Here is a 13579-nt window from a genome sequence, read left to right on the forward strand (position 1 = left end):
CGAGGACGCGCTCCTTCAGCTTGGCGAACCGCCGCATCGCCGGAGCGAGCTCGATTCGAATCGTATGAACGACGTTCTCGTAAATCTGCTGCTCGACCTCCTGCGGTTCCAGAAGCATACGTGTGACCGAAGGATACCCCCGCAGCCGGGACAAAACCGTCTGTTTCTTCACTTCCGTCGCGTACGCCGCCGCAATCGTATGGCGGTACGTCGTGAGCGTCTGTGTAAATGAATCATATGCCGCCCTTCGAAGCGCCAGGTCCGGCGACTGCTCATAGTTCTCCTCGAATAAGGCGAACGATACGGGCTTTTCCGCGCCGGCGCCGTCCGTCACCGGGGCGAACGTCATATCCGACAGCTTGCTCCTTTGGTAGACCGTATACGGCGAGTCGAGAACTTCGCCGAGCGCTGCCAACGCCGCCTCGGTATCCGGGGATAACGCGTACGGCTTCGTTCGAAGCAGATTCAGCAAGCTTTTGCGATACACGCCGAGCTCCGGCGCCTCCTCTAGGAAACGTTCCAACAAGCCCTCCGGCATCTCCAACAGCTCCGAGCGAATAAACGCCAACCCGGAATTGACGCGGGAAATCAAATCTCCCACTCGCACGGCATTCGCCTGAAATTCCGAGTCGGTCCCGTCCTGCGCCAGCTGAAGCCTCGCGTACGTGGAAACCCTCACCAGCTTGACGTGAAGCGTTTCCTGGACTTGCAGGCATTCCGCGACCGTATGCGCCCCTTCCGCTAACCTCCCGCGGAAGGCTTCCAACGCGGGCAGCATGTCCTCGATTTCGACCCGTGCCGCTTCCCAAGCCGCTTGATCCGCATACAAGTCCTTCAGGTTCCACGTCAGCTCCTCCGGAGCCGACTCCCTCGTCATTCGCACGTTCGTCCCCCCATTCGAATCCCTTTCTACTCCGATTGTAACGGACTGCCGCCCTCCTTGCCAAAAGTCGTCTTCTGATAGACTTCCGCAAATCGCCGGCTCATGTCCTGACGCGAGAGGCTTCTTGCGTGCTCCAACCAATGAAGCTCGATTCGACCGTCCGTAATCGTAATATAATGGGCCGCAATGGAAGGGTCTTCGGGCCGGTTATAGCCGACGCTGCCCGGATTCATCCATAAGCAGCCACTGTGAAAATAGGCGACGCATTGTTTGTGGGTATGGCCGAAAATCAGTCTTTTTTCTTTGCCGCACACAGGCCTCCCGCCGGTTTGCCGGTTCCAAAAGTCCATAAACGCATGGCGGCTGTCGATGGTGTCATAACCGTGAAATAAATGCTGCATGCTGTATGCGATTCCGTCTGCCTCGAATTCGAGATGTGCAGGCAAGCGCTCCAAGAACGCGATAGACGCCTCGTTAAGCTGTCTCGCATTGACGATCGGCCACGTCAGCTCATGCGGCGGCAGATCCTCAAGATGCTTGCCGCTGCGAAACGCGCGGATGACGATCTCATCGTGATTGCCTCTGACAGCGATCATGTTGTTGGCTTGTATGCAATCGATAACCTCTTGCGGGTGGAAGCCGACGTCGACCAGGTCGCCGGCGCAATACATTACGTCGCTGTCGCGTTCCTTGTGTACGATCGCCTCGAGCGAATACAGGTTGCTGTGGATGTCTGATAGAATCAACAGTTTCATCACACGGACCCCGCCTGTTTGAAAAACTGGACGCCTTGCTCGGCTAGCCGCCGATGAAGCGCCGTTACGGACACCTGCTCAAAGTCGACGTTGTCCTGGATCGAGCACGCTGCGGCAATGCCTGCCGCCTGGCCGAGCGCGTAGCAGGTCGCTTGGATCCGCATGGAGGACATGGCGACATGCGTAGCGGAAATCGACCTTCCCGCCACGAGCAGCCCTTTCGTCCGGACCGGAATCATGCAGCGGTACGGAATGTCGTAACCTTCGATATGCCGCTCGTCTGTCGTTTTGCTTCCGTCCGGACTATGAATGTCGATTTCGTAATTCGTTTGCGCGACGACATCGTCGAATCGCCGCCCGCGCAGCAGGTCATCCTCGGTGAGCGTGTAGAGGCCTTCGATCTGATAGGTTTCCCGGACCCCGGTCTGACCGGGGACATGCGACAGCGCGTAGTTTTCGAACCCGTTCCGCTGAAGATAATGAACGACGGAAAAAACCTGGCGCAAAGCTTCCTTTTCCGCGTAATTGATATCCTCGATCTTGGCGCCGTTGCCTCTGACGCGCGTCATATTAACCAGGAGCGTTCCTTCGTCGTTATGCTCCCAGAACAGATGGCGTCCCTGAGGCAGATCGTCGACGCTCTCGTAATAATAGCAATCCTCCGGCAGGTAAGGGGTCACCGGATTTCCGGTATTTTGCATCATGAACATTAAGGTCATCGGCTGCGTACGTCCGTCGCCCTCGCGTCCCGATCGGACGGGAACGCCGGCGTCTTGCGCCACGCGGGCGTCGCCGGTGCAATCGATGATTCGCCGGCCGAGGAAGGCCTTCAGGCCTTCTCTCGTATTGGCGATAACACCCGCGACCGTCTCCCCTTCCTTGACGGCGGCAACGAAGCTCGCGTGGTAGTAAACCTTGACGCCTTCCCGCTCCAGCTTGCCGTTCAGGTAATGGCGGAGGACGAACGGGGAGTATTGCGGATAGATGGACGCTTGATGCGAATCCGGCAGACAGCTCGGCAGCACCTCGGAGATGAGCTCGCGGTAAAAGCCGGTCACATTGCCGATGCCCATGAATACGCTGACGTTCGCGAGCGTTCCCATGCCGCCCAATTGTCCCGAGTGCTCGAGCAGCAGAACGCTTTGACCGCAGCGGGCGGCGCCGATCGCCGCGGCCGTTCCGGCCGGCCCGCCGCCGACGACGATGACGTCGGCTTCGTCATATACCTCGCAGCTGCGGGCGAATGGGACGGAGCGAATATCCATTTACGAATCCCTCCAGTATACTTCTCTTCCGCCTACGAAGGTCGACCGAAGATTGATTTCTTGGTCCACAATCAGGAAATCTGCGTCTTTGCCTGCCGTTAGGCTTCCTTTCCTGTCGGCTTCGCCGATTTGCCGTGCCGGCACTTCCGTAAAGGACGGCAGAATCTTTTCGATCGGGTAGCCGGTGAAGGCAAGGACGTTTTTGAAGCCCTGCATCATCGTCAGCGAGCTGCCCGCCAAACTCGACCCGTCCTTCAGCCAAATTTGGCGGTCTTTCATGATCGTGCCGCCGTAGTCGCCGTCGGGAAGGCCTGCCTGCCGCACGGCATCCGTAATGATACATACGCCGCGAGCCCCTTTGATATCGAATAGCAGCTTGACGACTGCCGGGTGGACATGAATACCGTCCGGGATGATCTCCGTCGTCAGCTCCCCGCAGATCAGCCCGGCTCCGGCTACGCCCGGCTCCCTATGATGCAAGGGGCTCATGCCGTTGAAATGGTGGGTGGTGTGAGCGGCTCCCCTTCGAATCGCTTCCAGCACTTGCGCATACGTCGCGTCCGAATGGCCGATCGACACGGTGATGCTTAAATCGGTCAGCATGTCGACCGCTTCGAATCCCCCTTCGATTTCGGGGGCGAGCGTGACCAGCCGAATGCGGCTGCCGGACGCCTCGATATAGCGTTGAAGCTCCTCCCTCGACGCCGGCCGGATGTGCCGCTGATCCTGGGCCCCGCCGCGGACGGGATGAAGGAAAGGCCCCTCCAGGTGAACGCCGAGCAGCTCGGCGCCGTCCAGCCCTGTATCGGCTGCTTCGGCGGCGCTGCGAAGCGCTTTCACGTTTGCTTGCTCCGATGCCGAGTCCGTAGTCGCCAGAAACGAGGTCGTGCCGTGCGCGGCATGAAACCGGCTCATACCGGCAAGTCCCTCGTAGGTTCCGTCCATCATTTGAAATCCGCCGCCGCCGTGGACATGGATGTCAATGAAACCTGGCAGCACCAGGCTGCCTTGCAAATCTCGAACCGGAGCGTCGACTGCCGTCAGTTCCGCTCCGCCCACCGCCTCGATTCGGCCATCGCTCCCAACCAGCAGGCATCCGTTATCGATCACGCTTTCGCCTGTATAGATTCGTCCATTCGCCAGCAGCAGCCGTCGATCCCGCCCCTGAACACGAGTCATGTCCGCTTTTCCCTCCTCCCAATTTGCATCGTCCGACTATGTAGCATTGGTTAATCCTTATGGTAGTGCGATTTACCAATCCGGCATACGGGCCAATCTTGTCTTATACTATGCGGCTATTATCTGTTCGGGGTAACCCCGTCGCTGCGCGTAAACCCGGAATGATACACTGGAGTCGACGATGCTCGGAAGAGGAGAGGGGATTATATGGAAAAGGTTGTGATTACCGTAGGCGAATCGTCCGGCGATCTGACCGGGGGGACGAATCGGGCCATCCAAGCAGCCATCGATTATGTGTCTTATCTGGGCGGCGGGACGGTCCGACTGACGGAAGGCGTCTTCCGGTTGGAAAGCACGATTCACCTGCGGTCCGGCGTAAAGCTGGAAGGCAGTCCGGGGAGAACGGTGCTGCAGCAGTGCGAGGAACGAATGTCCGCCATTACGGCAGACGCCGACCTTCACGAGAATCAGGTCAGCGTCGAACATCCCGACCTCTTCCCTGTCGGTCAGACCGTCACGATTCGGAAAGCCGCCGACAGCATGGGTTTCGGAGATACGGTAGCCGTCGTCACGGGGAAGAATGGTTCTGTGCTGTACCTCGACCGCGAGCTGCACGCCACGGTCCTGCTGGCGCACGGCGGCATCGTGACGACGCAGACCCCGATGCTCAGCGGATACAACTGCAGGGGCATTGAGATTCGCAACCTGATCGTCGAGGGGAATCGAAGCAATCCGACGCTGGCCAACGGTTGCCGCTGCGCGGGCATTTTCTTGTTCGATGCCCATGACGTGTCGATCGAAGGTTGCGCCGTCCGAAATTACAACGGGGACGGGATCAGCTATCAGCACTGCTCGTCGGTTCGGGTCGCGTCTTGCGAATGCGTCAGAAACGGCGGCAAAGGCATTCACCCCGGCAGCGGCACCGTCGGCACGCAAATCGTTCATAGCGCATTTAACGAAAACGGGATGGACGGCATCTTCCTCTGTTGGAGAGTCCAAGACAGCGTGGTCGAGCATAACGAGGCCGTAGGGAACGGAGCGAGCGGTTTCTCGATCGGGCATAAGGACGTTCGCAATACGATTCGCTACAACCGATTCGCAGGCAACCGGTACTACGGCATGTTCTTCCGGAACGAAGGGGATCCGATGGCGGCCAATTACAATCGCGTCGAGGGAAATACGATCGAGGATAACGGATCGGAGCCGATGGGTTATGTCGGGATTCGCATGCGCGGCCACACGCATCACGTCGAGCTCGTCGGCAACCGCATCGCGTTCTCCAAGGCGCCGCCGGATCGAACGATCGGCATCTGCATGGAGGGGCATACGCGCGATATTCATCTGGAAAATAACGAATTCGTCGGCTGCGCGCTGCAGACGCACCATCATTGGCTCCCGGAAGGCGAAAAGGTTACCTAATATCGGCGCCGTAATAAAGAAGCTGTTCCCGGCCGCATACGGCCTCGGAACAGCTTCTTCGTTGCGTTCGATTATTTCAGCGTGGCCAAGTGCTCTTGATAAATTCTCGTCACTTCCGCGTTTTGTTTGTCGAGGCCTTTGTCCTTCAGCGTCGATTCGAACTCCGCCCAGATGCTGTCCAGCTTCGACGAATCCTTCTCGAGAATGAATTTCGGAAGCGTCTTGCCCCACTCCGCGATCGCTTCCGTGTTGAACGTCTTGATTTCGTCCGTCCACTTCGCGGTCGTAAAGTTATACGCCTTCTGTTGACCCTTCACCAACATGTCGGCGGCCGTCTTTGCGCCGTACTTCGCGTACGCCTCGTTCACGGTCGGGTTCGTGCGCTTTGAAATCCAGCTTTCCGAGCTGGAGTACATCGCGAAGTCGCCGTCGGACAGCGTGAAGCCGGATGCGTAGTTCGTGGACAACGGACGCGCGTAACCGATCCCGAGATCTTCCCAGTACGTGTTCGGGTTTTGTTTCGTGAAGTCGATGAACCAATCCGTGACGGTGCGTTTGCCGTCTTCAACCGTATAGTATTTGCCTTCGATGCCCCAGCCGACCAAAATTTGATTTTCCAGCTTAAACATATCGTCGTAGAACTGAATTAAGCGCACCGGGTCCTTAGCGTTCTTCGTGAACGACAGCCACATGTCGCCGCCGCGGCTCGGGTTTTTGGAAAATTCGTTCTGGAGCTTCGTCTTTCCTGGCGCCACGAGATCGAAATACACGTAGGATCGGTCTTCCATGCCGTTCGCTTCCAGCGTGCCGGTGCAATCGCCGCCGCCGCCGAAGATGACGATAACGCGGCCTTGCGAGCACTTCGTCGTGAATTGCTCTTGCGTCTGAACGAGCGATTCCGGATCGAACAGACCTTCTTTGTTAATTTCATTAAAGAACTTGAACAGATCCGTGTAGCCCGGCTCGAAGAAGCGCAGGCGAGCGTTGTTCTGATCGTCGACGAAATATTGCGCCGTCGTCGGGAGGCCGGCGTAGCTGCGCGCCGCGGTGTCGAAAATATTGTACAGTTGGTTGGCCGCGCCGTAATTCGAGAAGCCGATCGTCTTGCCGCCGCCGATTTCCGGATATTTCGCGATGTAATCGACGACGACCTTCTTGACGTCCTCGAGCGTCTTAATTTCCGGATACCCTGCTTCTTTCAAAGCAGCCGCTTGGATCGCGATCCAGCCTCTGTCGCCAAGTCTTCTGACTTCTTGGGTCGGCGGCTGCAGCAAACCGTAAATTTTGCCGTCCGTATGCTGGAGGATCGAGAAATCGTTATTGAAGGCTTTCTGAATGTTCGGCGCATGCTCTTTGATGAGGTCGGTCAGATCTAGCACCGCGCCGGCTTCGATATACGATTGCAGCGTATTATCGTGAATATTGATGACTTCCGGGTAATCGCCGGCCGCGAGCCAGACGTTCATCTTCTCGCGGAAGTCGCCCGTGATGATGTCCCACTTGATCGTCGCGCCGGTCCGCTTCGTAATTTCCGCGGCGACTTCGTTGTCCCAATTGATGTTCGGATTATCTGTGTTCATCGTGAAGGTGAAAGGTTCCCTCGCGGGTTCTTCAGCCGGCGGTGCAGGCTCCTGGGTCGTCGGCGCGGGCTGCTCCGCTTGCTCAGGCGCTTGGGCCGCCGGCTCTTCGCCGGCGTCTCCGTTAGAGCACGCGGTGACCAACAGGACGCTGGCCAGCGTTAGTGCGGTTAGTACGTTGAACCTGCTTCGTTTCTTCATGCGTTTCGACCTCCGTGTAATTTTTTATTTATTTCAAAGCAGCTTCCTGTTCGGGAAACCGCCGAGAAACTAATCTTTCATGGCGCCGAGCGTCAGCCCCTTCACGAAGTATTTCTGAAGGAACGGATAGACGAGCAGGATCGGAACGGTGACGAGTATCGTCAAGGTCGACTTAACAGTGAGCGGCGAGATGATCCGCGTCGAGCCTTCCCCTTCGGTTTCCGACGTGTTCTCGACGACTTGAATCATTTTCTGCAATTCATATTGCAACACCGCTAGATTTTCGTTGCGGCTGTTGTACAAGTAGTTATCGAACCAAGCGTTCCATTCGCCCACCGCGACGTATAACGCAACGGTCGCGACGACCGGAAGACTGATCGGCATAATGATGCGGGTAAATATTCGAAAGTCGTTCGCTCCGTCAATGTAGGCCGATTCGACGAGTCCGTCGGGCAGCTGCTCGAAAAACGTACGCATGATAAAGATGTAAAATGCGCTGACGAGGCCCGGGACGATGTACACGGCGAACGTATTCAGCAAATGCAAGTTCTTGATGAGCAAGTATGTCGGGATCAAGCCGCCGCTTACGTACATGGTGATGACAAGCGTTAAACTGAACGCCTTCCGAAAGATGAACGTCTTTCGGCTGAGGACGTACGCGAGCATGCCGCAGGCAAACACCGATAATACGGTTTGAATGACGGTGCGCATGACGGAGTTTAAGGATGCCCGCGCAAGCCTCTGATTTTCGAACACGTACAGATAGTTTTCCAAGGTGAGTTTCCGAGGCCAGAAATATAATCCGCCCCGCAGCGCATCCTGCGTTTCGTTCAGCGAGATGACCAGCAAGTAAATGAACGGGTATACGGTCGAGAAAGCGGCGACGGTCAGCAGCGCGTAGAAGAAGATGTCGACGACTCGTTCTCCCCTAGTCTGGTGAACAGGCATGGTGCATTCGCTCCAATCGTTTAGAAGAGGTTGGTTTGATATTTACGGGCGATAGCGTTCACGATGAGCACCATCGTGAGGCTGACCATGGAATTAAAGATGCCGACGGCGGTTCCGAACGAGAAGTCGCCTTGGTTCAGACCGAGACGAAGCGCCACGATCGAGATGACCTCGGAATACTCCGCGGTGATGACGTTGCCGAGCAGGAACTGCGATTCGAAGCCGCCGGTGAGCAAGCTTCCGATGTTGAGAATCGTTAGCAGCACGAGCGTCGGGATAATGCATGGAATGACGATGTACTTCACGCGTTGCCAGCGGCTTGCCCCGTCCACGTGCGCCGCGTCGTAAAGACTTGGGTCGATGCCGGTAATCGCGGCCAAGTAGATGATCGCGCCCCACCCGAATCCCTTCCAAGTCAGGATGATCGTGTGCAGATACCAAAACCACGTCGCTTGCCCGAAGAAGAAGATCGGCTCGTCGATGAGCCCCATCGCCAGCAGCAAGTCGTTGAGGATGCCGCCGTCCGGCGACAGCAGCATCACGAATATGTTCGCGACGACGACCATGGAGACGAAGTGCGGCAAATAGGTCATCGTCTGTACGATGCGGACGAACCATTTGCCCCGCAGCTCGCTTAACACGACGGCCAGCGCGACCGCGCAAAACGTGCCGACGACCAGTTGCATGCTATTCATAACGAAGTTGTTCCGAAGCGCTTGGAGGAATTGATCATGTGTGAGCAATGTTTTAAAGTGCTCTAATCCGACCCATTCCGCGCTCCAGACGCTCCTGCCGATCTTGTAATCCTTGAACGCCATGAGCCAGCCCCAGAGCGGTACGAATTGGAACACGGCGAGGTGCAGCATGATCGGAACCGACATCCATAACAACACCTGTTGTCTCTGTATCCGCTTCCAAACGGAAGATTTACGGACTCCGGGTCCGGGGGCGATGGACTTTGTCATTTCGATGTCCGCAAGCGCATTTGTTTTCAATCCGATTCTCCTCCGTCCTATTTGTTGCCATTATATCGTTCAAGCCCGGTCGCTTTATACGACGCAAAGTTGTTTTTTACTGTGGGATTCTTAAACATAAAAATATAAAAAGCGCCCGAACCTTCGTTCGAGCGCTTCCGCGATGAAAGAATCGTTCGCTTACTCGTCGAGGACCGGGTGCGTCAAGTCGATGACGGTCCCCCCCTTCTCGCCGCTCGCGATACGCAAACCGTACCGTTCGCCGAAATAAATCTTGAGCCGTTCATGGACGTTGCGCAGGCCTACCCCCTTCCGCAGATTTGGGGTTTTCGCGTCGGCGGACAGCAATGTAGCGCGCAACTCCTCCGGAATGCCCGGTCCGTTGTCGATGATTTCGAAATGGAGCAGCGATCCCTCGCGCCGCCCCGTGACGACGATCTTGACCGTCCCTCCTTCGCCCGCGTGACGGGTGCCGTGCTTGATGGCGTTCTCCACGAGCGGCTGGAACAATAATCGGAGACAGGGCAGCCGCATGACCTCTTCGTCGACAAGATAGACGACTCGGATCGTCGTGTCCTGCCGCGCCGTCTGGATGCCGACGTACGCCTTCACATGCTCGATTTCTCGTTCGACCGTCGACATTTCTCGGCCGTCGTTCAAGCTTAACCGCAGCAAGTTGCCGAGGGAACGCACCATCTCGCTGATGTCGTCGGCTTTCCGGCTTTCGGCCTTCCACCGAATCGCTTCTAGCGTGTTATATAAAAAATGAGGATTAATTTGATGCGTTAACACTTGAAATTCCAGTTCTTTCTTATCCTTCGCCTCTTTTTCCGCGTCCTGCACCAATTGATCGATCCGCTGGACGAGGTTGTCGAAGCCGTGATACAGCCAGCCGATTTCGTCCCTGCGATCGACTTGGGGCAGCCTCGGCAGCCTGCCGCCGCGCTCCACCATGCGCATCGCTTGTACGAGCTTCTGAATCGGATTCGTAAATCGGGAAGTCAAGTACGCGATCGTCAATACGGAGAGCGCGAAGTAGAAGAACAAAAACAAAAAGCTGACTTGTTCGATGCCGGACACCGGCCGGGTCAGCACGGACACCGGCAGCAGGCTGACAAGCTTCCACTCGTTATGGTCCAGCGTCGCGGACGTGACCATATATTCGACGCCGTCCATCGTGACCTTGACGTCGCTCCCCGGCTTCTTGCGCAGATGCTCGCCGAGCGGAGTATCCCCGATCGGGGTGCCGATTCGCGTCGGGTCTTGATGGTATACGATCGTCTGCCGATCGTCGATCAGCATGACCTGCTGCCGGTCCATCATGATGACCGGCGCCAAATAGTCGCTTAAGGTGCTGATCTTAATGTCGGCGGCGACGAAGCCGAGCGGCTGCGACGTGCCAAGGCCGTAGACTTGTTTAATTAAAGATATGATCGCTTCTTTGTACAAGTACGGGTTGTCCTCCGGCGTGAACAGTTGCCAGAACGGCGATTTCATATCCTCCGCGTTTCGAAACCATTCCTCTTTTTCCACGTCGACGTTTTGGTAAATCGAATGCGTGAACGTCGGGTACCGGGAAGGCTCGATCGGAAAGATGCGAACGGAATACGCATGCGCGTTGCTGCTTAAATCCGTAGAATATTGAATGAGCTTGGCGGCGATCTCCAGCTCCGCCAAGCTGTCCGCTGGAACGATGCTCAGTAAATTTTGCATCTCTTCCGAATACATGATGTCGTTCTGCGCGCGATCTACGAGATCGAGGTAGTTGTCCAAGTTTCTCGCGTTCTTGTCCATCATCTCCATGGAGATAACAGAGCTGACGTCCTGAATCGCTTGTACGGATTTGGAATACGCGAAATACCCGATGAATAAGAAAGGCAGCACGATGACTAAAAAAAACAGAAGGATAACTTGATATCGTATCGAAAATCGCCCCAGATCGAACAGAGGCGGTTTACTCATGTTGATTCCCCCTGCTGTTGCGGTACTCCTGCGGCGTGCAGCCGTATTTCCGCTTAAACAGCTTGGAGAAATGCACCGGGTCCTGATACCCCACGAGGTAACTGATCTGATATACCTTATGATTTAGGTCCGACAGCAGCTCCGCCGCTTTCTGCATGCGGACGTCGGTGATACATTCCAAGAAGTTCATCTCCGTTTCCTTCTTGAACAGCTTGCTGAGCCAAACGGGCGTGACATGCACTTGCTCCGAGACGGATTGCAGCGTCAAATTCTCGTGGTAGCGCTGCTGAATGATACGCATCGCCTCGTGTACGATCTGGCTCCTCGAATCGGATTGCACCTTAATGCTATCCGAGGCTTTCAGCAGCTGGTCGGTCACTTGCTCCTGGAGCGATTCCAACGTGTCGAACCGTTCCAGGTGCTCCCAGAGCACGATCGGATTTTTCTCCCATGAGGTTTCCTTCCAACCGGCCGTACGCTGCGCGGTGCGGAACACGTCGAGCAGCCACTCGAAAGCTCGCTGTTGAAGATCCTTCGGGTGCTGCACGTTCCAAGATTTCACTAGCCGAGGAAAGCATGCCGCCGCATCTCGCACGTCCTGTTGGGACCCGTATTTCATGAGCTCGACGAGCGCTTTCGGATCGAACAGCGCTTCGAACATCCGCTCGTTCGCGTCGTACGCGTCCCACTCCTCCTCCGGCGCGCCGCGCACCTTCCGCTGCGCCAACGCCTCCAACGCGCTGCGATACAACTCGTGCAGCTGGCGAACGGTGCCCGGTCCTTCGGCGCAGCCGCGGGTCAAGCGAATGTGCAGCCGTTCGCCCACGTCCGCGCAGATCGCCCTCGTCAGCTCCTCGAGCTTCGCGAAGCCGGCGCCCTCGTCGGAGCCGAAGACGGCGACCCAGTCGTCCGCCTTCGAAAGGAAGAGAACGTACCGATCGGCGGCATGCTCCTCCAGCGATTGCTCGATGGCTTCCCCTACCGCGCTCAACAGCGCTTCCGGATCCCCCGAAAACTCGGAGCCTGCGAACGCTTTCAAACTATCGACGCCGAAAACGACGGGGCGCAGCTGCGAACGGAACAGCCAACCCAATTTCAACTGTTTCAGCTTATGTTCGATCCGGAGCGTCTGCGCGTCCCGGTACGGCCGTTCGATCAGTTCGCGAAGCGCCTCTTCCCGGATTTTGGGAAGCGCGAATTCGAATCCCTGCTGAAGGAGATTGCGGCCCTGCTCGTAGGCTAGCCGGTCGCGCATGCGCTGCACGGAGACCGCGACCGCCTTGGCCAACTCGTCCTTGCTGACCGGCTTCAGCAAATAATCGGATACGCCGAGCTTGAACGCTTCCTTGGCGTAATGAAAGTCGTCGTACCCGCTGATCACGATCACGCTTCCGTCGAATTGCTCGCGTCGAAGCCCCTCGATGAACTGCAGTCCGCTCATGCGCGGCATCCGAATGTCCGTAACGACCAAGTCCGGCCGGCAGCGCTTGGCCAATTCGAGCGCCGTGTCGCCGTCGTCGGCGTCCATGATGTCTTGAACGCCCCATTCCGACCAGGGGAGTTGCGTGACCAGACCTTTGCGAATTTCCTTCTCGTCGTCCACGACCAGTACCCGCATCATACCGCCATCCTTCCTGTCTCGATTGCTTCTCCGCCACAGCTAATAGATCGAATACCCTGTACCGTCTAACCTAAAGCCTATGTTTATATCTCATTATCGCGCGCCGCAGGCCCTTCGCGGCTAGGGGCATTATTAAACAATCAAGGGCAATCTTATCTTTCTGCACTGTAGAGTACAATTCGCCGCCCCCGCTCGCGTCACCTTCCGAACGGCAAAAAAGCGCCGCAGTCGGATTCGGACCGGTTCCATCCCGGCGGATTCCGACTGCGGCGCCTGCGCAGACACCTTATACCGTCAAATAAAGCATGGGGAAAGGTTAGCCGTCACTTCGAGCACGCCAACGATGTCCTCATCCGAATTCCGGATCGGATAATAGATCGTTTCCCCGTTGGCCCGCTGCCAGCGGGTCGGAGCGCCTTCGAACGCCTGCAAAATTTCCGGCCATAGCGGCTGAATCGCATAGCCTTCCGCAGGAAGCGAGCGTCCGGCGACCATCACCTCGCCGCGCGAAGGTTGTTCCGGACGGCGGATCCATAATGCCGTATACGGATTCCGTTCGGGGTCGATCCGCTCCGTCAGCAGCAGCATTCGTTTCAGCGTATTGAAGTTCTCCTCCACGAAATCGACCTCGTCCCCGACGGCGAACTCGCCGCTCGCGCCGCCTGCAAGCAGAGGATACTCGCGTCTTTCCTCCGGCATGACGTTCTCCAGCAGATCGCCGGGAAGAAACAGCGCTCCGATTCTTGCAATTTCCATCAACGGATAAGATATGCGTTCCGTCATATGTTCTTGCCT

The 13579-nt window shown here is 56.8% G+C and carries 10 protein-coding genes and 1 pseudogene; 1 reads left to right on the forward strand and 10 read right to left on the reverse strand.

The genetic code is table 11. From position 1 onward, the window contains the following. The 4 genes and pseudogenes from VEZ38_RS20235 to nagA all read right to left on the reverse strand — a co-directional run. A pseudogene (locus VEZ38_RS20235) lies at positions 1-877 on the reverse strand (oligoendopeptidase F); the annotation flags it as partial. Between the two features lie 32 nt (positions 878-909). After that, positions 910-1638 carry a metallophosphoesterase family protein gene (locus tag VEZ38_RS20240; RefSeq protein ID WP_324896779.1) on the reverse strand — a complete coding sequence of 243 codons (729 nt, stop codon included), beginning with the start codon at positions 1636-1638 and terminating at the stop codon, positions 910-912. Next, positions 1638-2903, reverse strand: coding sequence for an FAD-dependent oxidoreductase (locus tag VEZ38_RS20245; RefSeq protein WP_324896781.1), 1266 nt, complete (start codon positions 2901-2903; stop codon positions 1638-1640). Before VEZ38_RS20245 ends, VEZ38_RS20240 begins: the two co-directional genes overlap by 1 nt. After that, entirely contained in the window at positions 2904-4082 is a 1179-nt protein-coding gene (gene nagA, locus VEZ38_RS20250; protein WP_324896783.1) for an N-acetylglucosamine-6-phosphate deacetylase, read from the reverse strand. It abuts the gene before it with no gap. A 207-nt stretch (positions 4083-4289) separates the two neighbouring features. Between nagA and VEZ38_RS20255 the strand changes: the two genes are divergently transcribed. Further along, on the forward strand, positions 4290-5501 hold the full coding sequence (locus VEZ38_RS20255) for a NosD domain-containing protein (protein WP_324896785.1): 1212 nt from the start codon (positions 4290-4292) through the stop codon (positions 5499-5501). A gap of 71 nt (positions 5502-5572) precedes the next feature. Here the strand turns inward: VEZ38_RS20255 and VEZ38_RS20260 are convergent, their stop codons facing one another. The 6 genes from VEZ38_RS20260 to VEZ38_RS20285 form a co-directional block, all read right to left on the reverse strand. After that, positions 5573-7279 carry a hypothetical protein gene (locus VEZ38_RS20260; protein WP_324896786.1) on the reverse strand — a complete coding sequence of 569 codons (1707 nt, stop codon included), beginning with the start codon at positions 7277-7279 and terminating at the stop codon, positions 5573-5575. A gap of 69 nt (positions 7280-7348) precedes the next feature. Next, the gene (locus VEZ38_RS20265; RefSeq protein WP_324896788.1) at positions 7349-8227 is read right to left on the reverse strand and encodes a carbohydrate ABC transporter permease; all 879 of its coding nucleotides are present in this window, start codon (positions 8225-8227) and stop codon (positions 7349-7351) included. 20 nt (positions 8228-8247) lie between these two features. Then, positions 8248-9108, reverse strand: a complete 861-nt coding sequence (locus VEZ38_RS20270; protein WP_324896790.1) for an ABC transporter permease — start codon at positions 9106-9108, stop codon at positions 8248-8250. Between the two features lie 273 nt (positions 9109-9381). After that, positions 9382-11163 (reverse strand): sensor histidine kinase, encoded by a 1782-nt coding sequence (locus VEZ38_RS20275; RefSeq protein WP_324896792.1) that lies wholly within the window; start codon positions 11161-11163, stop codon positions 9382-9384. After that, positions 11156-12784: a response regulator gene (locus VEZ38_RS20280; protein WP_324896794.1), complete on the reverse strand. Its 1629-nt coding sequence runs from the start codon at positions 12782-12784 to the stop codon at positions 11156-11158. Before VEZ38_RS20280 ends, VEZ38_RS20275 begins: the two co-directional genes overlap by 8 nt. 294 nt (positions 12785-13078) lie before the next feature. Next, positions 13079-13567 carry a hypothetical protein gene (locus tag VEZ38_RS20285; protein WP_324896796.1) on the reverse strand — a complete coding sequence of 163 codons (489 nt, stop codon included), beginning with the start codon at positions 13565-13567 and terminating at the stop codon, positions 13079-13081. Positions 13568-13579 lie beyond the last annotated feature (12 nt).

The organism is Paenibacillus sp., from assembly GCF_035645235.1.
Lineage (GTDB): Bacteria > Bacillota > Bacilli > Paenibacillales > YIM-B00363 > Paenibacillus_AE.